25 protein-coding genes are annotated in these 25073 nt (G+C 33.1%); 10 read left to right on the top strand and 15 right to left on the bottom strand.

Annotation, left to right across the window (positions count from 1 at the left end; genetic code table 11):
* Window positions 1–3: 3 nt before the first annotated feature.
* From Ollyesu_RS09820 to Ollyesu_RS09810, 3 genes are read right to left on the bottom strand one after another with little or no spacing between them, the layout of a single operon-like run.
* On the bottom strand, window positions 4–867 hold the full coding sequence (locus Ollyesu_RS09820; protein WP_279301049.1) for a hydroxymethylglutaryl-CoA lyase: 864 nt from the start codon (window positions 865–867) through the stop codon (window positions 4–6).
* 29 nt (window positions 868–896) lie between these two features.
* A complete protein-coding gene (locus Ollyesu_RS09815; protein WP_279301048.1) occupies window positions 897–1523 on the bottom strand; it encodes a LysE family translocator in 627 nt (208 codons plus the stop codon).
* Window positions 1524–2567: a quinone-dependent dihydroorotate dehydrogenase gene (locus Ollyesu_RS09810; RefSeq protein WP_279301047.1), complete on the bottom strand. Its 1044-nt coding sequence runs from the start codon at window positions 2565–2567 to the stop codon at window positions 1524–1526. It lies immediately after the preceding gene.
* A gap of 142 nt (window positions 2568–2709) precedes the next feature.
* Between Ollyesu_RS09810 and pepT the strand changes: the two genes are divergently transcribed.
* Together pepT and Ollyesu_RS09800 are read left to right on the top strand one after the other, a co-directional pair.
* Window positions 2710–3954, top strand: coding sequence for a peptidase T (gene pepT, locus Ollyesu_RS09805; RefSeq protein WP_279301046.1), 1245 nt, complete (start codon window positions 2710–2712; stop codon window positions 3952–3954).
* A gap of 185 nt (window positions 3955–4139) precedes the next feature.
* Window positions 4140–5300: a hypothetical protein gene (locus tag Ollyesu_RS09800; RefSeq protein ID WP_279301045.1), complete on the top strand. Its 1161-nt coding sequence runs from the start codon at window positions 4140–4142 to the stop codon at window positions 5298–5300.
* Window positions 5301–5331: 31 nt separating this feature from the next.
* Here the strand turns inward: Ollyesu_RS09800 and Ollyesu_RS09795 are convergent, their stop codons facing one another.
* The 4 genes from Ollyesu_RS09795 to Ollyesu_RS09780 form a co-directional block, all read right to left on the bottom strand.
* On the bottom strand, window positions 5332–6024 hold the full coding sequence (locus Ollyesu_RS09795; RefSeq protein ID WP_279301044.1) for a peptidoglycan DD-metalloendopeptidase family protein: 693 nt from the start codon (window positions 6022–6024) through the stop codon (window positions 5332–5334).
* Window positions 6025–6057: 33 nt separating this feature from the next.
* The gene (locus tag Ollyesu_RS09790) at window positions 6058–7566 is read right to left on the bottom strand and encodes a hypothetical protein (RefSeq protein WP_279301043.1); all 1509 of its coding nucleotides are present in this window, start codon (window positions 7564–7566) and stop codon (window positions 6058–6060) included.
* A 64-nt stretch (window positions 7567–7630) separates the two neighbouring features.
* Window positions 7631–8197, bottom strand: coding sequence for a hypothetical protein (locus Ollyesu_RS09785; RefSeq protein WP_279301042.1), 567 nt, complete (start codon window positions 8195–8197; stop codon window positions 7631–7633).
* Entirely contained in the window at window positions 8181–8738 is a 558-nt protein-coding gene (locus Ollyesu_RS09780; protein ID WP_279301041.1) for an RNA polymerase sigma factor, read from the bottom strand. Before Ollyesu_RS09780 ends, Ollyesu_RS09785 begins: the two co-directional genes overlap by 17 nt.
* A gap of 178 nt (window positions 8739–8916) precedes the next feature.
* Here Ollyesu_RS09780 and Ollyesu_RS09775 point away from each other — a divergent pair, with 178 nt between their 5' ends.
* The 4 genes from Ollyesu_RS09775 (at window position 8917) to Ollyesu_RS09760 (ending at window position 12749) form a co-directional block, all read left to right on the top strand.
* Window positions 8917–9477, top strand: a complete 561-nt coding sequence (locus Ollyesu_RS09775; RefSeq protein ID WP_279301040.1) for a DUF2911 domain-containing protein — start codon at window positions 8917–8919, stop codon at window positions 9475–9477.
* A gap of 66 nt (window positions 9478–9543) precedes the next feature.
* Window positions 9544–10617, top strand: coding sequence for a methylmalonyl Co-A mutase-associated GTPase MeaB (gene meaB, locus Ollyesu_RS09770; RefSeq protein WP_279301039.1), 1074 nt, complete (start codon window positions 9544–9546; stop codon window positions 10615–10617).
* A gap of 161 nt (window positions 10618–10778) precedes the next feature.
* Window positions 10779–11978, top strand: coding sequence for a DNA adenine methylase (locus Ollyesu_RS09765; protein ID WP_279301038.1), 1200 nt, complete (start codon window positions 10779–10781; stop codon window positions 11976–11978).
* The gene (locus Ollyesu_RS09760; protein WP_279301037.1) at window positions 11979–12749 is read left to right on the top strand and encodes an HNH endonuclease; all 771 of its coding nucleotides are present in this window, start codon (window positions 11979–11981) and stop codon (window positions 12747–12749) included.
* A gap of 145 nt (window positions 12750–12894) precedes the next feature.
* Here the strand turns inward: Ollyesu_RS09760 and Ollyesu_RS09755 are convergent, their stop codons facing one another.
* Window positions 12895–13836, bottom strand: coding sequence for an NAD-dependent epimerase/dehydratase family protein (locus tag Ollyesu_RS09755; RefSeq protein ID WP_279301036.1), 942 nt, complete (start codon window positions 13834–13836; stop codon window positions 12895–12897).
* A gap of 94 nt (window positions 13837–13930) precedes the next feature.
* Here Ollyesu_RS09755 and Ollyesu_RS09750 point away from each other — a divergent pair, with 94 nt between their 5' ends.
* From Ollyesu_RS09750 to Ollyesu_RS09740, 3 genes are read left to right on the top strand one after another with little or no spacing between them, the layout of a single operon-like run.
* Window positions 13931–14644 carry a glycosyltransferase family 2 protein gene (locus Ollyesu_RS09750; RefSeq protein WP_279301035.1) on the top strand — a complete coding sequence of 238 codons (714 nt, stop codon included), beginning with the start codon at window positions 13931–13933 and terminating at the stop codon, window positions 14642–14644.
* Complete coding sequence (locus tag Ollyesu_RS09745) at window positions 14644–15267, top strand: lipid-A-disaccharide synthase N-terminal domain-containing protein (RefSeq protein WP_279301034.1); 624 nt, start codon at window positions 14644–14646, stop codon at window positions 15265–15267. The genes Ollyesu_RS09750 and Ollyesu_RS09745 overlap by 1 nt, the downstream gene beginning before the upstream one ends.
* A complete protein-coding gene (locus Ollyesu_RS09740) occupies window positions 15260–16894 on the top strand; it encodes a phospholipid carrier-dependent glycosyltransferase (protein WP_279301033.1) in 1635 nt (544 codons plus the stop codon). The genes Ollyesu_RS09745 and Ollyesu_RS09740 overlap by 8 nt, the downstream gene beginning before the upstream one ends.
* A gap of 1 nt (window position 16895) precedes the next feature.
* On the opposite strand, the gene Ollyesu_RS09735 is transcribed toward Ollyesu_RS09740, so the two are convergent.
* The 6 genes from Ollyesu_RS09735 to mnmA all read right to left on the bottom strand — a co-directional run bounded on the left by Ollyesu_RS09735 (window position 16896) and on the right by mnmA (window position 23043).
* Entirely contained in the window at window positions 16896–17471 is a 576-nt protein-coding gene (locus Ollyesu_RS09735; protein WP_279301032.1) for a phosphatase PAP2 family protein, read from the bottom strand.
* A gap of 4 nt (window positions 17472–17475) precedes the next feature.
* A complete protein-coding gene (locus Ollyesu_RS09730) occupies window positions 17476–17703 on the bottom strand; it encodes a hypothetical protein (RefSeq protein WP_279301031.1) in 228 nt (75 codons plus the stop codon).
* Between the two features lie 18 nt (window positions 17704–17721).
* Window positions 17722–19104, bottom strand: coding sequence for an MATE family efflux transporter (locus Ollyesu_RS09725; protein ID WP_279301030.1), 1383 nt, complete (start codon window positions 19102–19104; stop codon window positions 17722–17724).
* Window positions 19105–19161: 57 nt separating this feature from the next.
* On the bottom strand, window positions 19162–20103 hold the full coding sequence (locus Ollyesu_RS09720; protein ID WP_279301029.1) for a nitronate monooxygenase: 942 nt from the start codon (window positions 20101–20103) through the stop codon (window positions 19162–19164).
* Between the two features lie 92 nt (window positions 20104–20195).
* Complete coding sequence (locus Ollyesu_RS09715; RefSeq protein ID WP_279301028.1) at window positions 20196–21827, bottom strand: S8 family serine peptidase; 1632 nt, start codon at window positions 21825–21827, stop codon at window positions 20196–20198.
* Between the two features lie 25 nt (window positions 21828–21852).
* Window positions 21853–23043, bottom strand: coding sequence for a tRNA 2-thiouridine(34) synthase MnmA (gene mnmA, locus Ollyesu_RS09710; protein WP_279301027.1), 1191 nt, complete (start codon window positions 23041–23043; stop codon window positions 21853–21855).
* A 181-nt stretch (window positions 23044–23224) separates the two neighbouring features.
* Here mnmA and Ollyesu_RS09705 point away from each other — a divergent pair, with 181 nt between their 5' ends.
* Window positions 23225–24199, top strand: a complete 975-nt coding sequence (locus Ollyesu_RS09705; protein WP_279301026.1) for a fasciclin domain-containing protein — start codon at window positions 23225–23227, stop codon at window positions 24197–24199.
* Window positions 24200–24348: 149 nt separating this feature from the next.
* Here the strand turns inward: Ollyesu_RS09705 and Ollyesu_RS09700 are convergent, their stop codons facing one another.
* The gene (locus Ollyesu_RS09700; protein WP_279301025.1) at window positions 24349–25035 is read right to left on the bottom strand and encodes a toxin-antitoxin system YwqK family antitoxin; all 687 of its coding nucleotides are present in this window, start codon (window positions 25033–25035) and stop codon (window positions 24349–24351) included.
* Window positions 25036–25073: the final 38 nt, after the last annotated feature.

Here is a 25073-nt window from a genome sequence, read left to right as displayed (position 1 = left end):
TTTTTAATGATATGCATTGAAAATCTTAGAGGCTTCATTGTAAGCACTTTCAAATGACATGGCATTTAAATTATGTGCTTTTTTTGCGGTTAGATAAGAGAAAACTTTTTCTGTAGGCATATTGCCAGTTAATTCATCTTTAGCCATAGGGCATCCACCAAATCCTTGTATAGCTCCATCAAAACGTCTACATCCTGCTTTGTAGGCTGCATCTACTTTTTCAAACCATGTTGATGGTGTGGTGTGTAAATGTGCGCCAAACTCGATGTTAGCATATTGCGGAATTAAATTAGAGAATAAATACTCGATATTTTCTGGGTTGGACGTACCAACTGTATCACTTAAAGACAAGATTTTTACTCCCATTTTACTTAAACGTTCGGTCCACTCGCCAACAATATCTACATTCCAAGGATCACCATACGGATTTCCAAAACCCATAGAAATATAAACCACGACTTCTTTATTGACTGCATCAGCTTTATTTAAAATGTCTTGTAAAGTCACTACAGATTGCGCAATAGTTTTGTGAGTATTACGCATCTGAAAATTCTCTGAAATAGAAAAAGGATATCCTAAATAATCAATTTCTGGATGTTGACACGCATCATCTGCACCACGCGAATTAGCTACAATTGCCAACAGTTTACTAGTAGTTTTAGACAAATCTAATTGTGCCAAAACTTCTGCTGTATCTACCATTTGCGGAATAGCTTTTGGTGACACAAAACTCCCAAAGTCTATAGTATCAAAACCCACTCTTAACAATGACTGTATGTATTGCACTTTTTTTTCGGTAGGAATAAACTGCTTAATGCCTTGCATGGCATCTCGAGGACATTCTATAACTTTTACGTAGTTTGACATTGTCGGTTTTAAATCTTGTATAAAAGTAGTTAATTTTCAGAAAAGAAAATGAAAATGGCAATACCAATAAATACGACTATTTGCAACCATTTTAAAACCAATCCAATGTTTTTACTACGCTTTAAATAGTCTGAAATAAAACCAGCTAAAATGGCGATTGCAGAAAAAATAACAAATGAGGTTGCCATAAATAACAAACCTAAAACATAAAATTGGGTGACTGTATTTAATGTTTGACTAAATAAATACGCAGGGAAAAACGCCAAGAAAAAGATAGACACTTTAGGATTTAGTACATTCATTATAAAGCCTTGCTTAAACAATTGCCACATACTTTTTTGTGGTACCGAGTCATTACTTAATGTAACTTTTGCATCACTTCTGTAGACTTTGTAAGCTAGATAAAGCAAATACAAAGCACCAAACAGTTTGATGATAAAAAATAAAGTATCGTTTTCTTTAATAATAGCAGAGACTCCAAAAGCCACTAGAGTAGTATGCACTAAACACCCTGTAATTAATCCACATACGGTTGCAATACCATATTTACGACCATTGGTAATGCTTTGCATTAACACATAAATATTATCTGGTCCTGGCGAAATTGCTAAAGCAGACGTCGCAACTACAAACAATAATAGCGTGTCGTATTGCATTTAAGAATGGTTTAAAATGGCTTTGTTTATTTGTTTAATAAGACTTGGTCCTTCGTAAATAAATCCTGTGTAAATCTGTACCAAATCAGCTCCTGCTTCCAATTTTTCTAAAGCGTCTGCTGCAGAGTGGATACCACCTACTCCAATAATTGGGAAGGCTTTATGGCTTTTATCTGCTAAGTATTTAATCACTTGTGTGGATTTAGCTTTAATAGGCTGTCCACTTAATCCTCCATTACCTATTTGGGCTAATCGTTTGTCCGAAGTTTTTAATCCTGTTCTGTCTACAGACGTATTGCTGGCAATGACACCATCTAAGTTGGTTTCGGCAACAAGTTCTATTATTTCATCTAATTGACCTTGATTTAAATCTGGTGCTATTTTTAGTAAAATAGGTCTCGACTGCGCTCGACCAGACAACTCTTTATTTGCTTTTTGGACAGTTGCAATTAATTCCAATAAGTAATCTTTATCGTTTAATTTGGCGTGACTCCCAACATTAGGACAACTTACGTTTAACACAAAATAGTCCACATAAGGATGAAGCTCTCTAAAACAGTCTAAATAATCATTGGTGTAATCTTCAGGCTTGGTTTGGGTGTTTTTACCTATGTTTCCACCTATTATTACTTTCCCTTTATTTTTTTTAAGTTGCTGGATGGCAGCTTCAAGACCTTCGTTATTAAAACCCATTCGGTTTATAATTCCTTGGTCGTCTTTTAATCTAAATAAACGTTTCTTTGGGTTTCCAGCTTGTCCTTTTGGTGTTACGGTTCCAATTTCAATAAAACCAAATCCAAAGTTAGCTAGTTCGTTATACAACACTGCATTTTTATCGAAACCTGCTGCAAGTCCTACTGGGTTTTTAAACGTTAAACCGAAGAGTTGACGTTCTAACTTAGAATCTTCTATAGTGTATAAACGTCTAAACACAGAAGTCATTCCTGGAATTTTAGACGTAAATTTTATTAATGAAAATGTAAAATGATGAATTTTTTCAGGATCGAAAAGAAAAAAAAGAGGTCTTAGTAGTAATTTGTACATCTATCAATGTTTGCACAAAAGTACTTCGAAAAAATGTGATTTACAATTTAAATAAGCGATAGATATTGTACTTTTATACTTTAGAAATTCGATTAAAAAAATATTAACCATTAAAAAGATTCCTGCTTTCGCAGGAAATATTATGATTTCAAAAGAAGATATAATTAAACGATTTGTTAGTTACGTTACAGTAGATACCGAGTCTGATCCAACAAGCGACACCACACCTAGTACAGCCAAACAATGGGATTTAGCCAACGCGTTGGTAGACGAGCTAAAAGCTATAGGTATGGAAGATGTAACTATAGACAAGCATGCCTATATTATGGCAACCTTACCTAGTAATGTTGACCATGACGTGCCTGTTATAGGATTTATTTCGCATTTTGATACCACTCCAGATTTTACAGGAGCCAACGTCAAACCTCAAATTATTGAAGCCTATGATGGTAAAGATATCGTGTTAAATGCTGAACAAAACATTGTATTATCACCAGATTATTTTGAAGATTTACTATTATACAAAGGTCAAACCTTAATTACCACAGACGGAACCACACTGTTAGGTGCAGATGACAAAGCAGGAATTACCGAAATAGTGTCAGCAATGGAATACCTAATTGCTAATCCGCAAATTAAACACGGAAAAATACGTGTAGGATTTACGCCTGACGAAGAAATTGGTCGTGGTGCACACAAATTTGACGTTGCTAAATTTGGAGCAGATTGGGCTTACACGATGGATGGTAGCCAAATTGGCGAGCTGGAATATGAGAATTTTAATGCTGCTGGAGCAGTTGTAAAAGTAAAAGGAGAAATTGTACATCCTGGTTATGCCAAAGGAAAAATGGTTAATAGCATGTACATTGCAACCGAGTTTATTAACTCGTTACCAAGATTAGAAACTCCAGAACATACCGAAGGGTATCAAGGGTTTTTTCATTTGTATTCTATAAAAGGTGAAGTGGACGAAACGGTTTTAGAATATATTATCAGAGACCACGATAAGGGACATTTTGAAGCTAGAAAAGAAGTGATGCAAAAGTTGACTGACGAGTTAAATTCTCAGTACGAAAGAGAGGTTATTACCATTGAGATTAAAGACCAATATTATAACATGAAAGAAAAGGTAGAACCTGTAATGCATATTGTAGATATCGCTGAAGAAGCCATGAAACAATTGGACATCAAACCTCTAATTAAAGCCATACGTGGTGGTACAGATGGCTCGCAACTAAGTTATATGGGTTTACCCTGTCCAAATATTTTTGCTGGAGGACATAATTTTCATGGACGTTACGAGTATGTTCCAGTGGAAAGCATGATAAAAGCTACCGAAGTGATTTGTAAAATTGCTGAGTTGACAGCTTTAAAAAATAGTAAATAACTAGTTTTACAATGCAGATATTAAAAAGCCAAAACAATTGTTTTGGCTTTTTTTGTTATTTGAATTTGTGAAATTTTTAGGCTAACTTCGTTTGGTTACCATAATGTATGAGAGTGTTATAAATTTTATTTCGAGAACATCGTAGTACAAATTTATACAATATTTCAAGTAATTTAATTATAATCATGAAACATCAAATTATTAAGTTTTTTTTAATTATAAATATAGGTATAGGTTTCACACAAAATGAAACGGATAGTATAAAATCAAATAATTTAAAAAGCCTAAAAAACGAACTAAAAACATATAAAGACAATACAAATAAATTAAATACTCGAATTGCTGTTCTCGAAGAAAGTATTTCTAATCTTGAAAAGAATAATGAGTCTCAAAGAGAATTTTACAAAGACAGTCAGACAACAATTATACAAATTATAAGTGCTGCTTTTGCTCTGATGCTAGCAGCTTTTGCTGCTTTTGCATTTCTTTATAATAAACCTCATCACATTTGGAAAAAATACAAGAAAACAAGAGATGAGGCTAAATCTATTCTTAAACGTCTTGAGTTTCAGTATCGCCATCAAGAATCTATTTTCATGATTGGAAAAAAAGCATTATTTCAGTACACCAAAAGGGATTGGGATATGATAGAACAATATTCTAATAATGCATTGACAACTAAACCTTCAAAAAGAACTCCGAATGATTGGGCATATATTGGTTTGTACAAATTTAAATCTGGAGATGTTGAATCTTCTATTATTGCATTAGAAAAAGCAACTGAATTAGATAAAAATTTTGAAGTAGCTTTAAAGCATTTAGGAACTATTTACGATATAAACAAACAACATTTGAAAGCTATTGAAGCTTTTGATAGAATTATTTATATTAATCCTTTAAATGACCAAGCATATAATAATGCTGGCATTTCTAGTGGTCAATTAAATCATCATCAGAAAGCTGTAGAGTATTATAAAAAAGGTATTAAAGCTAATCCAGAAAATTGTTTTATTTATACAAACCTCTTTGAGGAAAACATCGTAAATGATGAAAGTTTTGACAAAAAACTAGTCAAAATTTTTAAAAATAAATTTTCAGAAAATAAAGATGCTATGAGTGTTTTTGAAATGTATGGAATTTATAACAAAATATTAATTGACAAAGATTTAAATCTAGAGTTAGCATTGGATAATTGGAAAAATGATTACGGAATAGTTTTTCCTGTGGAAAGTTTTCATGGAATCGAAAACTGGATTTTAAATAAACCAAACTCTGAAATAAAAAATAAGCTAAATAAAGCATTAATTTTTTTCAAAAACTTAAAACCCAATAACATGTATAATTAATGATATTTCTAAATATATAATCCAAAATATCTCACTCCAACCCCAAAACCACTTCAGGATTAATAGTGTTCTGCTTAAAAAATTCTAAATCATTTAAACTACAAACACCTGGATAATCTCCAACATAGTCTTGTATATCAATTATAATTTGAAAGTGTAAATGTGGCGCATAGTCACCATTTACAGATGCGTCTCCCAAATAAGCTATGGTATCACCTTGTTGTACCATTTTGCCTACTTTTAAATTTAGTATGGACGCTACACTTAAATGACCATACAAAGTGTAAAATGCAACCTCATTGATTTTGTGTTGCAAAACTAGGGTTGGACCATAATCTCCAAAATTGGTGTTGTTTTTAAAACTGTGGATGGTACCATCAAAACAAGCTAAAACTGGTGTGTCTGCTGGACACCATAAATCTAAACCTAAATGGATATTGCGCTGTTCTGCTTGACTTTGTGATGCAAAATAGGCGCTTCTATTATATAAATTTCGACGCTCTAAATAACCACCAAAAGCTACTTGTTTGTTGTGTGTGTTTAAGTAATTGGTAATATAGGTATCCCAAGCTTTGGATGAAGAATTATCAAAGGTATCTAACGCTGGATTGGATTGCGATAAATCTATAGAAATATAATCTGATTTTGGAATGGAAGCGTCAATGACGTATAAGTTTTTTGAAGTGTATTGACTTAAGATTAGGGACAGTGTCTTTGAATTCATTTTATATTAAAATTGAACCCAAATTTAAAGAATTTATTTAGCAACTACAGTACTAAATTTGGCATTAATCACAATAGTTTTGCTAGTATTACTATTATTGTTTGGGTAGTGTTTTATGGTTTTATTTGAGGTACTTACATTGTTGAATTTAGATTTGTTACCACTATAAAACAGATTGTAATCTGTATTTGGCAAGTTTAATTTGGCATCACTGTTTTCTAAAATAATATTTAAATTACTAAAATCTGAAGCTATGGTATTGATTAATAAATCGCCAAAGCTTCCGTTAATAACTGAGTTTCCAGAAAGCGTATTAATTTCAATATCTGAAGACACTGCATTAAGTATTAAGTTATTGGCATTAGCGATAATGGCATCATCCACATATTTTAACTTCAACTCACCAGACATCCAATCTTTTACAGCCACTTTAGCATAAGACACATTAATGGAGGTGTTACCTCCAGTAATGTGATTAGCTATTAATGATCCATGAGAGATATCTCCTTTGGTGTTTTCTAACACGTTGGCTAGTTTTAACTCGCCATGTCTAACGTTAAGTTTTAGCTTCGCCTTTTTTGGCATTTTTATAATGATGGTTTTTGTGGTGTTATAATCTATATCTTCAAACAACTTACCGCTTTTTTTGGTTGTTTTTTTTCCATCTTCATTAAATTCAGCTTCAAAACGTTTTTCTAGTTCTTCTAATTTAGGTACTAACTCTTTTTCTAGACGTTCTCCAAAAGCTTCCATTCGTTTTTCAAAGTCTTCGCCAAAAGCTTCCTCCATTTTTTTACCAAAGTTTTCTCCCCATTCTTCCATACTTTTTTCAAAGTCTTCACCAAAAGCTTCCTCCATTTTTTTACCTAACTGCTTTCCCCATTCTTCCATATCTTTTTCAAACTGGTCAAGGTCTTCCTGATTGATGCTTTTTGCCCATTCGCGCATTTCTTTTTCATAGGCTTCACCATACTCTGTTCTGTATTTTTTACTCCAGGAGTTTAAATAGGATTCGCCTTCTTTTTTATATCTATCGTAATCAAAATCGATATTATAATTACCGTCTGGTGACTTTGGAAGGTTTAACAACTTTAATTTTTCTGGCAACTCGCCCAATACTTCCAAGTTTTCTAAACTTTTTAATACAGGCTCTAGGTTGAGTTCTAATGTTTCAGGTAGATTTGCCAAAGCCTCAATAGATGCTTCATCTAAAATAGTGACGCTCAAATCATCAGACCAGATACCTCTTGCTCCTTTTGAAGTAATTGTTACGTAATCAGAATCTCCTGTAAGGGTGACATCCCAATTGTCTATTGCTTTTTGTAGTTGTTCTTTAGTTAGTTTTTTGCTTTCGATATAAGCTTCAACTTCTATGTAATCTTTATTCCAAGTTTCTACAATAATATTAGTGTGACTGGTATTTAAATCTACAGTAACATCTTTGTTAGCTCTTACAGATTGGTCTATTTTGCTTAACTTTTGTTGTGCAGTAACACTTACGGTTACTAGTAATAAAATTAAATTTAGATATATAGTTTTCATCTTTTTTAGTTTTTTTTAGACACTTCGACAAGCTTAGTGTGACATTTTCTTGTTAATTAGTAGCCTACCCTTGGGAAGCTTCTATGTTGTTTAATTGATTGAGTTGTTCTTTAAGACGATACATCAAGTTTAAACGAAATTTCAGGTTTTGGATTAAGGCATTAACTGTATGCTCATCTGGACCATTATCGGTCAGCTCTTTAGATAGGCTTTTGTATTCTGCATTTAATTCTTCTAACCGTAACACATAACCATCAAACAGTTCTTTATTGTCTGGTGTTAATTTTAATTTAGATAACTCTAAATTGATATTAGCCACATAATAATCTTCCACCTTTTTTAAATCTGGAGAGATATCGCCAAGCGTCATCGTTTTTTCAGTATTAGGTTGGTCGTTGTCCACCACTTTTATAGGCTCTATATCCTTTTTAAATAGTGTGTAACTTCCGAAACCTAAACCAATGACTAGTAGTACGCTTGCTGCAATATTTAAAAACGTCCATCTGGATTGCTTTTTTTGTGGCAATGCTTGGTCTAGCTTCTCTAAAAATCGTGCTTCGTGTCCTTGGGACATCTGCTGATGAGATACTTTGTTATCGTTTTTGAATAGGTCTCTAATATCTTTCGCCATAATGATTGTGTTTTAAAAGGTCTTGCAATTTTACTTTTCCTCTGGATAGTTGTGTACGTGATGCGACTTCGGTAATATTTAATATTTCAGAAATCTCTTGATGATCATAACCTTCTATTAAAAAGAGCATGACGACGTACCTGTATTTATCCGGAAGCTTGTTAATGGCTTGCTTAATTTGGTCTAAAGTTGTTGTGTCTTCTACTAACCATTTGTCACTAGTATCTGTATCAATTACTTTTAGGTGCACCTCATCTAATTCAACTAAACGTTGTTTTTTAGACTTTAAATAATCAATACTTTTATTAATAACAATACGTTTTAACCAAGCGCCAAAAGTAACGTCGCCTTTAAATTGATGTAGTTTTGTAAACGCTTTAATAAATGCGTCCTGTACTACATCTTCTGCTTCTGCAGTGTGATGGACAAACCGTAAAGCCACATGGTACATGGCATCACAATATTGGTTATACAACTGCAATTGTGCTTTTCGGTTGTTTTGTTTACACAACTCTATGTTATCTAACGTAACGACTTTCACTTGTTGGTTTTTGGTTAGTGTTCAATCTAAAGACGACACAAAAAAAGTAGTGTTGCAAAAAAGTTGAATTTTTTTTTTCAAGTTAGTACAATATTTATAAATAATTTAAGCGTTATGTTTCTGTAAGTACTAAATTTTCAGTTAATTTTGTTGAACTATTAATCATTATATTTTTTAAATGAATACATTCTTAAAATGGGTCATGGTAGTACTATTGCTTATAGTTACTGGCTTATTCATATATAATTTTACTACAGAAGGTGGATTATTTAATAAACCATTAAGTCCTAAAAAAACGGTTGTGTTTGAAGTTGGACACTTAGAGCTGGAAGTGTTTTATAACAGACCATCCAAACGAGATCGAGATGTTTTTGGCGCCTTAGTCCCTTTTAATAAAGTTTGGCGTACAGGAGCAAATGAAGCGACCACCTTTGAAACCAATGAGGATTTATCTATTAAAGGCATGTTATTGCCTAAAGGAAAATATACGTTGTGGACCGTTCCAATGGAAGACCAATGGAAAGTCATGTTTAACTCTAAGCAGTATGATTGGGGAGTTAACGAAAAAATGGAACCCAATTGGGATCCTAATTTTGATGTGGTAGAAGTAGAAGTACCAGCTCAAAAATTGGATAAATCTGTGGAGCAATTTACCATTGCGTTTGACAACTCGACAGACGATTTAAAAATGACTATGGCTTGGGATGATGTAAAGATTGAAATCCCATTGAAAAACTAATAGTTAGTAAGTAGTGTTTAGTAGGCAGTAAGTAGTCCTTCTTACACGAACTAAATGTATGTATTTGTGGCAAAAAACAAGAAATCAGCATTATCAGAAAATGAAGGTGTTTCTCTATCAGAAACGACTAGCGATGCTGCTATTTCAAAAATTAAAGCCAAACGTAAATTACAACGTACTACAAAAGACCTTGTAGATGCTATTTTAGAAGGCAATATTACGGCTTTAAGTCAAGCCATCACCATAGTAGAAAGCAAACACCCAAAACATACAGAGCAAGCCCATGCCATTATTAAAGCCTGTTTGCCACATGCTAATCAATCGGTTAGAATTGGTATTACTGGTGTGCCTGGTGTAGGTAAAAGCACCTTTATTGAAGCGTTTGGAACCTATCTAACTAGCATTGGTAAAAAAGTAGCAGTCTTAGCTGTAGATCCAAGTAGTAGTTTGACCAAAGGAAGTATTTTAGGTGATAAAACCAGAATGGAAGACTTGGTCAAAAACAACAAAGCGTTTATACGTCCATCTGCTTCAGGAGACTCTTTAGGTGGAGTGGCAAGAAAAACGCGCGAAACCATTATCCTTTGTGAAGCTGCTGGTTTTGACTCCATAATTATTGAAACCGTTGGTGTAGGACAAAGCGAAACTGCTGTACATAGTATGGTCGATTTCTTTTTACTATTAAAATTAGCTGGAGCTGGAGACGAGTTACAAGGTATTAAACGTGGTATTATAGAAATGGCAGATGCTATAGCTATAAATAAAGCAGATGGTGACAACCTTAAAGCAGCCAAACTCGCTAAAGTAGAATTTAACAGAGCCTTACATTTATACCCAGAAAAAGCAACGGGTTGGCAACCCAAAGTCACTATGTGCAGTGCTATTAACAACAAAGGTATTGATGACATTTACCATATTATAAAGGACTATTTAGAAATTACCGTTGCTAATAATTATTTTTATAATAAACGTCAAGAGCAAAACAAGTTTTGGCTTATTCAAACTATAGAAAATCGTTTAAAAGCAGATTTTTTTAATAATGAAAGCATTAAGCTAGAGCTTAAAAAACAGCTAGAGCTTATCGAAACTAACCAAACCACACCATTTGCTGCTGCTGAGTATTTGTTGGGATTGGAATAATAACTTGACTTTGTAAAAAAAACGTCTAACTTCGTTTAACGACTGATATAAAATATTAATATATGGTTTATATCATATAAGTTGTACACAAATGTGAACAAAAACTGTAAAATTCATTGAAATTTGTTTAAACCGAAATATAAAAATTTTAAATTTACGTTATGAATACAATTGTTGAAGAACCAGTAGTAACGTATAATCAAATCAATTTAAGTTTTGCTAATTACACAAAAGAGCGAAGACTTGAACCACTTGTAAAATGGGCTGGTGGAAAGGAACAGGAATTAAAATATATCATTCCAAATCTTCCTGACTATTTTGAAAATTATTTCGAGCCTTTTGTTGGTGGAGGTTCAGTTTATACCGCAATTCAAGCAAAAGAATATTTCATAAATGATAAAGCACACGAATTAATTGATTTATATAAAATCATAGTTTCGGACGAAAGGGAGATGTTTTTCAAAGCAATTGATGAAATAATTCACAATTGGGAAGTTTTAGGAAACATTTCAGAAAAAAATCAAAGTTTTTTTATAAAAATCTATAAAGATTTTGCATGCGACATAATATCCAAAGATATTTTGTCAAATAAAATTTATGAGTTTATCTTAAAAAACTCTAAAGAGTTCAACGGGCTTTTTTCTTCTTATTTCAACTTCAATATTGAAAATTTCTTAAAAGAAATAAAGAAAAATTTAGTTCGAAAAACTTCAAGAATGAAAGTTCTTGAAAAAGAAAAAGGTAAACTTCCAGACAAAGATATTTTAGATAATATAGAAACTGCTTTAAAAAGTGCATTTTATATGCATTTCAGACATATTTATAACTTTCACAAAAAGTATGAACTAAACCAAGCGTTTTACACAGCAATATTTTTATTTATTCGTAATTACGCTTATTCAGGTATGTTTCGCTACAATTCAAGAGGCGAATTTAATGTTCCTTATGGTGGAATTGCATATAACAATAAAAATTTCAGAAAGAAAATTGATTATTTAAAATCAGAGCCATTACAAGAATTGTTATCAAAAACAAATATTGTAAATGCGGATTTTCAAGAATTTTTTAATCTTTTTCAGCCAACAGAAGATGATTTTATCTTTTTAGATCCACCATATGACACAGAATTTAGCACATATGCTCAAAACGATTTTGTTAAATCTGACCAAAAAAGACTTGCTGACTTTTTAATTAAAAAGTGCAGAGCAAAATGGATGATGATAATAAAAAACACAGATTTTATTTTAGATTTATATACACATCCTGAGATTAAAATTTCAACATTTGACAAAACTTATTTAGTAAGTTTTATGAATAGAAATAATAAAGAAACTGAACATTTATTAATAACAAACTACTAAATGAGCGAAAGAATTTACGAAGGAGATTTAAGGCTTCCTGCATTATATTTAATAAGCTTAAAAAACGGAAAGATAAATACCTCTGAATTATCAAGTTTATTAAGAGATATTTTAAAACCATCAGGAGACGATTTAGTTATTTTAGCAAATAGAAATGACGATTATTTTTCTCAAATTGTCAGAAATCTAACAGCAAGTAAAAGACCTTTCGTTAAAAATGGGTTTATTGAACGTGAATCAAAAGCTGGAAGTCCGCTATATATAACAAACAAAGGAAAACAGTATTTAAAAGACCATAAAGCTGAATTAAGATACTTACTCACAAATGATTTTGACTATTCTGACATTAAAGATAATTTAAAAGAAATAGAAAAAGGAGAAAGAAAACGATTAACATTTGATGAAAATATTATAATTCAAGAAGGAGTTAAAAAAGTAGCAAAAGTAAAAGTTTATGAACGTTCAACTAAATTAAGAAATTATGCTATCGAACATTTCACTAAAGATGGTCACATAGCTTGTAATTGTTGTACATTTGACTTTGAAAATTTTTACGGAGAACACGGAAAAGGTTTCATAGAAATTCATCACGAAAAACCTATTTTTCAATTTCAAGATGAGGATTTGGAGAAAACTCTGGATAAAGCTTTACAAAATTTAGTTCCAGTTTGCTCAAACTGCCATAGAATGATTCACAGAAACTGGAGCAAACCATTAGAGATTAAACAATTAGTTGGCTTCATTGACCAAAACGGAATATTTAAAAGATAAAAAACACTATGTCCAACAACGTGTCACAATTAATTGCTGTATCTGTTTGTACTCAGAAAAATGGACGGGTTTTCTTTTACTTATTTAGTTCTAGCCAACACAACTAACTATACACAAAACCATTAAACAAAACTTTAAAATCTCACTACAAAAAATTAGCCTTATACCAATCTACTTGTGCTTTAACACCTTCTAATAAGGTGGTTTGTGGATTATAGTCTAATAGCTTTCTGGCTTTATCAATATTAGCTTTTGTACGTAATTGGTCACCTACTCTAGCTTTAACATGGTTTATTGTTATGGATTGCCCAATCACTTGCTCAACTGCTTCAATCCCTTCTTGTGTGGTGTGCTCTACTTCTGTACCTAGGTTAATGATTTCGCCATCTACTTTGGTGTCGTTACCAATCACGCTAACTATTCCATCGACGATGTCTCCAACATAGGTAAAACTACGTAAATGTGAGGCACTACCTTCATACAATGGGAAAGCCTCTCCATTAAAGGCACACGCTATTAACTTGGTGTACATTTTCTCTGGACGCTCTCTTGGTCCAATTACAGAATACAAACGTAACGAGCAGCTTTTAAAGACTTGCTCTCTACTTTTTTGTAATACTAACTGCTCTGCTGTTAATTTAGTCACACCATAATGCGATGCTGGTTTTGGAGCCACACTTTCTGGAAACGTTGCTTCCAGACCGTAAATAGACGAGGTTCCAATATTAACAAATAATTGTAAGTCTATGCATTGCAAAGCATAGTCAATCAGGTTTTTGGTGGCAATAATATTATTGGTAAAATAGTCTTCAAACGTAGAGGTCGCAGAAATACCTGGTTGTGCAGCAAAATGAAATATATAGTTGATGTCTTTTGGCAAAGTTTCAGCAAAATCTGGATCTCTTAAATCAGATTTTATCACTGTTATTCCTTTTTCTAATAATGCTTTTTCGTTTAAGGTTTTCAGCGTCAAGCTGTAATAGTCGTTAAAATTGTCTAAACCAACAACCTCGTGACCTAATTTGTGTAATCGCTCGCAAGTGTGAGAGCCTATAAAACCTACTGCTCCAGTAACTAATATTTTCATAAGTGCTATTCTGTAATACAAAGAAACAGATTTTTTTTCGATAGTAATTTCAATTCTATAAAAAACAATACATTTGTAGCATTAAAAGAGGTTTATGAACTACCAATTTACCATTGTTGTTCCTGTTTATAATGAAGAGGATAATTTACTTAGAGTGGAAAAAGAGCTTTTGGCTTATACCAAAATAGCGACTAAAACGACTAAAGTGTTATTTGTAAACGATGGGTCCAAAGACAATAGTCAAGCATTAATTGAAACCATTTGTGACAGAAATGAGGCATTTGATTACATTTTATTTAAGGACAATAGAGGCTTGAGTGCTGCTATTAAAGCAGGTTTTGATTATACAAAAACAGAATTGGTAGGTTATATAGACTCTGACTTACAAACTGCACCAGAAGATTTTAATTTACTGTTAGAGCATATTGGCGAATTTGATTTAGTAACAGGTGTACGCGCTAACCGTAAAGATAGTTTTGTTAAAAATATGTCGTCTAAAATTGCAAACGGAATTAGACGTGCGTTTACCAAAGACGGAATGGACGATACAGGCTGTCCGTTAAAAGTGATTAAAACAGACTATGCTAAACGCATCCCAATGTTTAAAGGGCTTCACCGATTTTTACCTGCTATGATTTTATTACAAAACGGTAAAATAAAGCAGATACCTGTACAACATTTTCCGCGTGTTGCTGGCGAAGCTAAATTTGGATTGTGGAACAGGTTATTAGGACCTTTATTAGATTGTTTTGCCTATCTGTGGATGAAGAAAAAGTATATTAACTACGACGTAGCCAAAACAAAATAATGAGTAATTGGATTGTACTTAGTATTGGATTTTTAGCGCAAATTTTATTTTCTTCTCGCTTAATTATCCAGTGGTTAACTAGCGAAAAACAGAAGCGCGTCATTACGCCAACCTTATTTTGGACACTTAGTCTAGTGGCTTCTTTTTTGTTGTTTATTTATGGGTATTTACGTGATGATTTTGCAATTATGTTAGGTCAAGGTTTAACCTATTATATTTATATTAGAAATTTACAGCTACAAAACCAATGGAAAACATGTCCTGTAGTTATGCGATGGATATTGTTATTTATGCCTGTTTTTATTACGGTTTTTTACTTTAATAATAATGAAATTGATACGGTTAGGTTGTTTAAAAACGAAGCCATTCCGTTATGGTTATTAGTACTAGGAATCATCTCTCAAATTGTATTTACCTTACGCTTTGTGTACCAATGGATGTATTCTGAAAAACATAAAGAATCCTCGCTACCTTTTGGGTTTTGGGCATTAAGCTTAGTTGGGTCGTTATTAATATTGACCTACGCTATTTTTAGAGTGGATTATGTGTTGCTTGTTGGACACTCGTTAGGTGCCATTATTTATATCCGCAATTTGTTAATCTTAAAACAGCAGAATGCCTAAATCGTTTAAAAAATATCCGCTACTTATTATTTGTTTGATTATAGCCATTATGCTATTACCAAACCTGGAAACAATCCAAGTCACCATAATGGAAGCGCGTAATTTTATTACTGCAAGAGAAATGATTCAGGATAACAACTGGTTATTAACTACCATGAATGGTGAAGCACGTTACGAAAAACCTCCTTTACCAACTTGGTTAACTGCAATTTCTGGTTTAGTATTTGGCTTAAATAGTGTATTTGGCATGCGTTTACCAGCTATACTTATGATTATGGTTTTGGCAGCATATTGCTTTAAATTATCAAAATCGTTATTAAAAAGCAGAGCGCATAGTATAATTAATACCTTGATTTTAATCACCTCGTTTTACGTAATTGGGATTACTATTGAAGCACCTTGGGATATTTTTACTCATGGTTTTATGATGGTTGCCATTTACCATTTATACAAGTCTTTTAAGTCCAAAAACATCCATTGGAAACACGTTATTATTGCTGGTGTTGCTATTGGCTGCTCTATTTTAAGCAAAGGACCTGTAAGTTTTTACGCGTTACTTCTACCGTTTTTATTAGCCTATGGTTTTAGCTTTAAATACCAAAATATCAAAGCAAAAGTAGCACCAATTGTAGCCATTTTAATACTAGGTATTGTTGTTGGTGGTTGGTGGTATTTGTATGTAAGATTAGAAGATCCAGAAACGTTTACAGCCATTACAAGTAGAGAAACAGGAAATTGGACTAGTTATAACGTGAGACCATTTTATTACTATTGGAGTTTTTTTACACAAAGTGGTTTGTGGACTATTCCTGCATTTATTAGTTTATTATACCCTTATTTAAAGCGCAGAGCCATACATTATAAAGCTTATAAATTCACGTTTTTATGGACTATTTTTGCTGTGATTTTGTTATCTATTATTCCAGAGAAAAAGTCACGTTATTTGATGCCAGTTTTAATTCCATTAGCGTTAAATATTGGATTTTATATCGAGTATTTAATCCGAAAATTTAAAACACTAAAGGATAAACGCGAGACGCTTCCTGTGTATATTAATTTTGGATTAATTGCTTTAATCGGTTTGGTTGCACCTTTAGTGTTGTACTTTCAATTTAAAGCAGAATTGCATGAGGTGTTAGTTCCTTTCATTTTATTTTCTGTAGTCGTATTTGCTTTAGGACTTGCAATTCTTCTTCAATTAATTAAAAAAGAAATAAAACACGTGTTTTTGTTAACCGTTACTTTTTTTGGAGCTTTATTTTTGTTTGGATTACCTGTTTTTAAAGGATTTACTAGTGAAAACTTTAACCCAGTTTCAACTTTATTAAAAGATAACAAACAACGTGACCTAAAAGTGTATGCGTTTAATTATGTGCCACCAGAAACCATTTGGCAGTATGGTGAAAAGATTCCGCAAATAAAAATTGGAGAGAATACATTCAAATTCCCGTTAGAGACTAAATTTGGTGTTTTAGCAAACGGAATTAGTCCAGAAGATCAAGCGGTATTGATTGAAAAGTACAGCATTGAAAAACTAGATACTTACGACTTAAACGAAAGTGAACCAGGAAGTAAACAGTATAAAGAGAGGCTGATTAGCAACTATTATTTGTTTAAAAAGAAATAAGTTATTTTAACTGAAATCTAGATTGCAGATACTTATCTAACTTGTAGAACATCCATCCAGATAACCCACCAAAAATCATACCTGTTAAAATATCTAGTGGATAATGTACACCAATATACACACGACTGTAAGCCATTGCCATAGCCCAAATAATTAATATATAAATCAGGTATTTGTATTTATATCTTAAAATTAACCCTGAAAAAATTGCGACAGCCATACTATTACTAGAGTGTCCAGAAAAATATCCATATTGACCACCACACCATGATTTAAGCAATCGCATGGCTTGTACTAATTCGTCTTCATGACACGGTCTATGACGTTTTACAATAACGTTTTTAAATAAGTTAGTAATTTGATCTGTAAACAAAATCATTAAAGCAATAACCACTAAGGTTAATACAAACATTTTAGTGTTTAAGCGTTTATACATTAACACTGCTAGGACAGCATATAAAGGAATCCAGTGTAGTTTATCGGTATAAAACAACCAGAAACCATCCCAAGTGGTAGATCCTAAATTGTTTAAAAATAAAAAGAGTTCTTTATCGTATTCTACTAATTGATCTAACATGTAATTATTCTTCGTATCGTGCTACTTCCCTATCATAAAACGCAGTAGCTTCTTTTATTAAATTTTCCATTTCCATTTCTAGCTCTTTTTCGTCATGTTGGTTAAAATCTTCAAACCATTCTACGTCATCATCTTCTAAATTTATTATAAATCTAGGAAACTCTGTATGAATAACAAAAATTGCGTTTGGAAAATCTGTATTATCACCTAGTATGTATTTTGGTAGTTCCATTTTTTTAACTTTTAGCTTTTAGTTGTTAGCTGAATTCAAAATTAGCTTTTTTGTGAGATAATTAAACCTTATAAATAATAAAATTGCTGCAGATGACAATCCTGCTAATAATCCTAGCCAAATACCAAAGCTGCCATAAGCATCTTCTTTACCTAAATACCAACTGACTGGAAACCCAATTAACCAATAAGAAATAAAGGTTATAACCGTAGGTATTTTAACATCTTGCAATCCACGTAAAGCACCCAAAACAATAACTTGTAAGCTATCACTAATCTGAAAAATAGCTGCTGCAATTAATAATTGAGACGCAATGGTAACCACTTCCATATTATCTGTAAAGTTGATAACATCGTCAAAATCGACATAAATTCGTGGTAAAAACTGATTAAATATTAAGAATAACGACGCAAAAATAACTGCAAAGACAAAGCCCATTAAAAATAACGATACTGCTATACGACGTAACTCAAAATACTGCTGTAACCCTTTTTGATTTCCCACTCTAATCATAGAAGCTACACTTAATCCCATGGCGACCATAAAAGTCATAGAGCTTAAATTTAATGCAATTTGATTAGCAGCTTGAGGATTTTTACCTAATAATCCACTCAGCCAAATTGCAGCAGTAAATATGGCAACCTCAAAAAACATTTGCATGGCACTTGGCATTCCAAGACCTATAATTTTGTTTAGCATTAATTTATCTAATACAAAAAACTTAATATTGGTGACATAAGCTTTAGATTTTTCGCGACCTTTCAATAACCACCACAAATAAGCGACCATTATAAAACGAGAGGCTAAAGTCCCGTAAGCTGCACCAACTATACCTAGTTCTGGAAAACCAAACTTACCAAAGATTAACAAGTAGTTTAAACCAACATTAACTAGGTTAGCGACAATTGTAGCGTACATTGGGTATTTGGTTAATGACAAACCATCACTAAATTGCTTAAATCCTTGAAAGACAATCAATGGTATTAACGAAAACGCCACTAAATCTAAATACGGAATAGCTAATTGAACCACCTCAACAGGTTGCTTCATCAAGTACATTAATGGTTTAGCAAAAAAGACGAGTAGGAATAACAACACACCTAAAACAGTACATAAAAATAGTCCGTGTTTAAAAGCCGATTTGCCTTTAGCAAAATCGTCTGCGCCATCTGCTTCTGCAACTAAAGGTGTAATTGCAGTACTAAAACCAATACCAATGGACATAGCAATAAACATAAAGCTATTCCCTAAAGACACAGCAGCTAACTCTGCAGTACCCAATTGACCAACCATAATATTGTCTACAAAGCTCACAAAGGTATGTCCCAACATACCCAACATAACTGGAGCTGCAAGTTGCCAATTGTATTTAAACTCTTTAGTGTATTGGGATAAAACCATTTGGCAAAAGTAGTGGTTTTGAGAAGAATTTTTAATGGAAAATTATCATTAAATACATTAAAGGCTGATCACTTCTTTTTTCGCCTCCTCAAACTCCTCAACCATTTCTTTAATAATCTCAGCAACAGGTTTAATGTCATGGATTAATCCTGCAATTTGACCAATTTCTAATTCGCCTTCTTCCAAATCACCTTCAAACATGCCTTTTTTAGCACGTGCGCGACCTAACAACTCTTTAAGTTGTTCTGGTGTTGGACCAGTTTTATATAAGTCTTCAACTTGTTGGTAAAACTTATTTTTAATCAATCTAACTGGTGCTAATTCTTTTAGGGTTAATTGCGTGTCGCCTTCTTTAGCATCAACAACTACTTGCTTAAAAGCTTGATGTGCGCTACTTTCTGTACTGGCTACAAATCGGCTACCCACTTGTACGCCATCTGCACCTAACACCATACAGGCTAACATAGCTTTTCCAGTTGCAATACCACCTGCTGCAATTAATGGTATGTTTAACTGCTCACGTACCATAGGTATTAAAGTTAGTGTTGTGGTTTCGTCACGACCATTGTGTCCACCAGCTTCAAAACCTTCAGCCACCACAGCATCCACACCTGCATCTTGTGCTTTTAAAGCAAACTTGACACTACTAACCACATGCACCACTGTAATTCCCCTATCTTGTAACCATTTGGTCCATGTTTTTGGGTTTCCTGCTGACGTAAACACAATTTTGACACCTTCTTCTACAATAATATTCATAATCTCTTCAATGTTTGGATACAACATTGGGACATTAACACCAAAGGAGTTGTTCGTTGCCTGTTTACATTTTTGGATATGCTCACGTAACACATCTGGATACATGCTACCTGCACCTATTAATCCTAAAATCCCAGAATTACTTGCAGCAGATGCTAGTCGCCATCCACTATTCCAAATCATTCCAGCTTGAATGATTGGATATTTAATGTTGAAGAGTTGGGTGATTTTATTTGGCATATTTTATTTTATAAACACTTCGACAAACTCAGTGTGAGATTGATGAATGAATTACTCATATAATTCTTTGTCAGTCTGAGCTTGTCGAAGATTTAATTTTTAATTATTTTTTTAGTTATTGACAAGTCATTAGCTTCAATTTTAACTAAATACACACCTTTTGCTAAAGCAGTAGTATTTATGTTTTGTTGAATAGTCGTGACTGTGGTTTCTATGACTTTTTTTCCTAAGATATCGTATATTTTTACCCATGCTTCCTCGTACTGATTAGGGATTTCAACAGTTAATTCGTTTTTAACTGGATTAGGATATAGTTTTAAAGTTGTATTTTGATTCTGAAACTCGACAACCGATAATCCTTGTGCTAAAGCAATGGATAAATCTGGTATTCCGTAACCTAATACATTATCTGGAGCATTGTATTGTGATGCAGATTCTCTAACTAATTGCATGATTTCAGCATTAGTAAAAGAAGGCAAAGCTTGCCATAAACACACGATGCCACCAGCCAATATTGGTGCGCTAAACGAGGTACCATTTAAGGTTGAAATAACATCATTATTTAGTATGACATAACTAGATTGACCTTGAGCCACCACATCTGGTTTTTGAGTGGGTTGTGTACTATTTCCTTGAGAGCTAAAAGAGGCGTAAGTCCCATCTGCTTTTACAGCACCAACACTAAACACACCTGCTGCATCTGCTGGTGCACCAACAATTTGCCAGCTTCCTCCACCAGAATTTCCTGCAGAATTCACAACCAAAATGCCTTTTTCAAACGCGATGTTTGCCCCTTTTGTGATGTATGTAGTATTACCGTCCATATCTGCTGGTGTATGACTATAATTAGGGTTATCATACGTCGTATAACCTAAAGATGAGTTGATAACATCAACACCTAAACTATCTGCACGTTCCGCAGCTTCTACCCATAAACTTTCTTCTAAAGGAGTTTCTGACGCAGCGTTTTCTGTTCTGAATAAATAATATTGTGCATCTGGAGCAGTCCCAACAAATTGATCCTGAATAAATCCAGCCATATCACTAAGTACCCAAGTACCATGAGAATTTCCTTGATAAATATAAACGTCTGAAGTTCTATCAACAAAATCATAACCACCTAAAATTCCGCCAGCATCTCTTAAACGTTGAAAGCCATTCATAGTATCTACATTTGGAAATCCAGAATCTAAAATAGCAACTGTCATTCCTGTTCCTGTATAACTATCTGGATGTTGGTGTAAATCGTCACCATTAATCATTTCTATTTGATTGGCAGCATTACCATAATTAAAGGTCGTTAAACTGGACTCTACCTCGTGTTTATCTTGATTTTGACTGGTTCTTGTATTTAGGTTATCATCTGCAAAATCTATACTGCTAACAATTGGATTACCACTAACAGTTACAGTACTTAATGCATTGATATCTGCTGTACTACCAATTACATGTAGTGCATTAAACCATTTGGATTTAGCCATAACAGAAATACCTGGTTGCGATTTTATGGCAGCAATGTAACTGTTGTCCACAGGAACATCTCTAAAATCTATTGCTACATTGTGTGCTGCTTTACGATCTAAAGCCTCTTGAGTTAAAATAGAAATAGGATTTGCTAAAGCCGAACTACTGTTAGGCTTGTCTGCTAAATATACCCAAGCATGTTCTTGCGATACAGCTATTGAAGAATAGATTAATACGAAAATAAGGAGCAGCTTTCTCATAACAGTAACCTTTTGTTACTGCAAGTTAAGAAATTACACCAGAACCTACTAATTCTTCATCCAAATACCAAGCTACAAATTGACCTTCAGTAATAGCGGATTGTGGTTGTTCAAATTCCACATATAACCCATTATCTACTTTGTGTAAGGTTGCATCTTGAAGTGCTTGACGATATCTAATACGCGCTAAAACAGTTAAATTTTCTCCTGATTGTAAAGCTAAGTCTTCTCTAACCCAATGTAACTCGTCATTAGATACAAATAGTGAGTTTTTATACAATCCAGGATGCTTTGACCCTTGTCCTGTGTAAATCACGTTTTCTTTAACATCTGTATCTATAACAAATAAAGGTTCTACTGTTCCTCCAACTCCTAATCCTTTACGTTGTCCTTTGGTGAAATAGTGCGCGCCTTGATGCCTACCCATTATTTTTCCTTGTTCTACAGAATAGCTAGGTTTTCTGGAATTGTATTGCAACTCTTCTAATTTAGAATCAAAACCAGGAGGTGTTTCATCGTAAAACGGAAGGTCTTTAGGTATTTCTACAATAACACCTTCTTTGGGTTTAAGTTGTTGTTGTAAAAATTCGGGTAATCTTACTTTTCCTATAAAACATAACCCTTGAGAGTCTTTTTTTTCTGCAGTAGTTAAGTCTTGTTGTTTGGCAATTGCTCTAACCTCTGGTTTTAATAATTCTCCAATAGGAAATAATGCTTTAGCTAGTTGTTGTTGAGATAATTGACATAAAAAATAAGATTGATCTTTATTTGGGTCTTTTCCAGCTAGTAATTGATGAATCTCTTGTCCATCTTTAACAATTGTATTCTTTCTGCAATAATGACCTGTTGCAACGTAATCTGCACCAAGATCTAGAGCAATTTTCATAAATACATCAAACTTGATTTCTCTATTACAGAGTACATCAGGATTTGGTGTTCGTCCTTTTTCGTACTCGTCAAACATGTAGTCCACAATACGTTCTTTGTACTGCTCACTTAAATCTACAGTTTGAAATGGAATAGCTAGTTTGTTAGCAACTAACATAGCATCATTACTATCATCTAACCAAGGACATTCGTCTGATATGGTCACAGAATCATCATGCCAGTTTTTCATAAATAAGCCAATAACCTCATAGCCTTGCTCTTTTAACAGATAAGCAGCAACGCTAGAATCAACTCCACCAGACAATCCAACAATGACTCTTTTTTTCATGTGTTTTAAAAATTAATGACAAAGATAAGTGTTTCTAAAAAATTTATGATAATAATCTCTATTTGTAACCCGAACGTATATTGTTAATAAACAGTTAATTAAAAAAAATTAACAAATCTTTAAAATATTCTTGTTTAATCTTTTTATAGATTTGTTGAACAAACTTAAAAAAAGCAAAATTATGAAAACAATCAAAAAATTATCTCTGTTATTTTTAGCAACATTTGTATTATGGTCTTGTAGTGACGATGATGACGCTCCAACACCAACTCCATTACCATTAAACATTGTAGAAACAGCTCAAGCTACACCAAGTTTAAGCATTTTAGTAGAAGCTGTAGTACAAGCTGGACTTGTAGACGCATTATCTGCTAATGGAAGTAGAACAGTATTAGCTCCAACAAATGATGCTTTTACTGCATTTTTAGCAGCTAAAGGATTTTCATCTTTATCTGAAGTACCAAACGACGTATTAACCCAGATTTTATTAAACCATGTTATTGATGGAGCAAATATTTTGTCTACTGACTTAACTGGTTCTGCTGGTTATACAAATACTTTAGCATCAGGTCCTAATAATACTAATTTAAGTATTTATTGGGATGGTAATACAGGTGTAACATTTAACGGTTCTTCAAACGTAGCGATCGCAGACATTTCTGCTAGTAATGGTATTGTACATGTCGTTGATGCTGTAATAGATTTACCGACTTTAGCTACATTTGCAACTACAAATCCTGCTTTAGAAGATTTAGTAACTGCACTAGGGTCTGCTGACTCTCAAATGCCTTCACCAATGTTAGTATCAACTTTAGCTGATGCAGAATCAGGACCATTAACAGTATTTACTCCAACAAACGATGCATTTGACGCATTACTATTAGAGTTAGACCCAAGCGGAATGACAGGATTAGGAGATATTGATCCTGCAACTGTTGAAGCAGTTTTAAATATACACTTGGTTGCTGGTAACGTACAGTCAAGTGGTTTATCTACTGGATCTGTAACAACTTTAGGTGGTACTATTGATGTAGATACAAGTGACTTTACAATAACAGATCCAATGAACAGAGTTATTAATATCGTAACATCATTAGTTGATATTCAAGCTGTAAATGGAGTAGCACATGTTGTAGATAGAGTTATTAGACCATAAGAAGAATTTATATTAGTTAGTTTTTTAATCATGATTTAGATTAATGTGAAACAATTGCTTTCCCTTAGATTAATAGACACATTAATCTAAATTAACAAAAAACGCCTTGAGAAATCAAGGCGTTTTTTAATATGTGCTATTTTAGTTATTTACTCTCTTTTCTTATCTAAGTCTTTTTCTTCTACTAACTCACCCTTTTTGTATCTTTTCCAAACACAACATTTTACATCATCTCTATAATGTCCTTCTGTTGCTATAATACCGTCTTTATTATACGTTTTATACGCACCATGAAACTTATCTGCTTTGTAATTAATACTCTTAATTAAATTACCATTTTCGGCAAACCATTTAGATTCTCCATCCAATAGTCCATTTTTATAATGTGCTTTTTCGGCTACCTGTCCGCTTAGGTAGTACACGTTTCGTACACCTTCCAATTTTCCTTGATTATTGTAAAATTCTTCTGTCATGACTTGGTCAGCGTTTTTATGATAGATTACCCACTTACCAATGTAATTTCTTCCTCGCATTTTACCTTCGCTAATTTTTTTTCCTGTACTAGCTAAAAAAGTAACATAAGCTTCATTAGTGTCTTTATCAAAAACCTTTGTTGCAGTTAGAACAGCTTTACCATCAATGTTTTTATAGAACTTGAAGGTGCCAATTTCTTTACCATGATTAAATTCGCCTTCATATCTTACCACATTTGTGTTTTCAAAATTCTTTTTCCACTTGCCATGACGTAGTCCATTAGTATCAAATTGATTAACTTCTTGACCCACTAACCCACTGGTTACAAGTATAAATAGTAGTACTAAATGTATTCTTTTCATTTTTAAATATATTATCGCTGTCGCGGAAATCCTGCCTA

The sequence above is a fragment of the Olleya sp. YS genome (assembly GCF_029760915.1).
In the GTDB taxonomy this organism is placed as follows: Bacteria; Bacteroidota; Bacteroidia; order Flavobacteriales; family Flavobacteriaceae; genus Olleya.
The sequence above is the reverse complement of the archived record's forward strand: the minus strand, read 5'-3'. Positions and strand labels throughout refer to the sequence as shown.

Bases quoted from the DNA above. Each gene is read 5' to 3' on its own strand.
- Ollyesu_RS09820 (WP_279301049.1), bottom strand. From the start codon at position 867: ATGTCAAACTACGTAAAAGTTATAGAATGTCCTCGAGATGCCATGCAA.
- Ollyesu_RS09815 (WP_279301048.1), bottom strand. From the start codon at position 1,523: ATGCAATACGACACGCTATTATTGTTTGTAGTTGCGACGTCTGCTTTA.
- Ollyesu_RS09810 (WP_279301047.1), bottom strand. From the start codon at position 2,567: ATGTACAAATTACTACTAAGACCTCTTTTTTTTCTTTTCGATCCTGAA.
- pepT (WP_279301046.1), top strand. From the start codon at position 2,710: ATGATTTCAAAAGAAGATATAATTAAACGATTTGTTAGTTACGTTACA.
- Ollyesu_RS09800 (WP_279301045.1), top strand. From the start codon at position 4,140: ATGAAACATCAAATTATTAAGTTTTTTTTAATTATAAATATAGGTATA.
- Ollyesu_RS09795 (WP_279301044.1), bottom strand. From the start codon at position 6,024: ATGAATTCAAAGACACTGTCCCTAATCTTAAGTCAATACACTTCAAAA.
- Ollyesu_RS09790 (WP_279301043.1), bottom strand. From the start codon at position 7,566: ATGAAAACTATATATCTAAATTTAATTTTATTACTAGTAACCGTAAGT.
- Ollyesu_RS09785 (WP_279301042.1), bottom strand. From the start codon at position 8,197: ATGGCGAAAGATATTAGAGACCTATTCAAAAACGATAACAAAGTATCT.
- Ollyesu_RS09775 (WP_279301040.1), top strand. From the start codon at position 8,917: ATGAATACATTCTTAAAATGGGTCATGGTAGTACTATTGCTTATAGTT.
- Ollyesu_RS09765 (WP_279301038.1), top strand. From the start codon at position 10,779: ATGAATACAATTGTTGAAGAACCAGTAGTAACGTATAATCAAATCAAT.
- Ollyesu_RS09760 (WP_279301037.1), top strand. From the start codon at position 11,979: ATGAGCGAAAGAATTTACGAAGGAGATTTAAGGCTTCCTGCATTATAT.
- Ollyesu_RS09755 (WP_279301036.1), bottom strand. From the start codon at position 13,836: ATGAAAATATTAGTTACTGGAGCAGTAGGTTTTATAGGCTCTCACACT.
- Ollyesu_RS09750 (WP_279301035.1), top strand. From the start codon at position 13,931: ATGAACTACCAATTTACCATTGTTGTTCCTGTTTATAATGAAGAGGAT.
- Ollyesu_RS09745 (WP_279301034.1), top strand. From the start codon at position 14,644: ATGAGTAATTGGATTGTACTTAGTATTGGATTTTTAGCGCAAATTTTA.
- Ollyesu_RS09740 (WP_279301033.1), top strand. From the start codon at position 15,260: ATGCCTAAATCGTTTAAAAAATATCCGCTACTTATTATTTGTTTGATT.
- Ollyesu_RS09735 (WP_279301032.1), bottom strand. From the start codon at position 17,471: ATGTTAGATCAATTAGTAGAATACGATAAAGAACTCTTTTTATTTTTA.
- Ollyesu_RS09730 (WP_279301031.1), bottom strand. From the start codon at position 17,703: ATGGAACTACCAAAATACATACTAGGTGATAATACAGATTTTCCAAAC.
- Ollyesu_RS09725 (WP_279301030.1), bottom strand. From the start codon at position 19,104: ATGGTTTTATCCCAATACACTAAAGAGTTTAAATACAATTGGCAACTT.
- Ollyesu_RS09720 (WP_279301029.1), bottom strand. From the start codon at position 20,103: ATGCCAAATAAAATCACCCAACTCTTCAACATTAAATATCCAATCATT.
- Ollyesu_RS09715 (WP_279301028.1), bottom strand. From the start codon at position 21,827: ATGAGAAAGCTGCTCCTTATTTTCGTATTAATCTATTCTTCAATAGCT.
- mnmA (WP_279301027.1), bottom strand. From the start codon at position 23,043: ATGAAAAAAAGAGTCATTGTTGGATTGTCTGGTGGAGTTGATTCTAGC.
- Ollyesu_RS09705 (WP_279301026.1), top strand. From the start codon at position 23,225: ATGAAAACAATCAAAAAATTATCTCTGTTATTTTTAGCAACATTTGTA.
- Ollyesu_RS09700 (WP_279301025.1), bottom strand. From the start codon at position 25,035: ATGAAAAGAATACATTTAGTACTACTATTTATACTTGTAACCAGTGGG.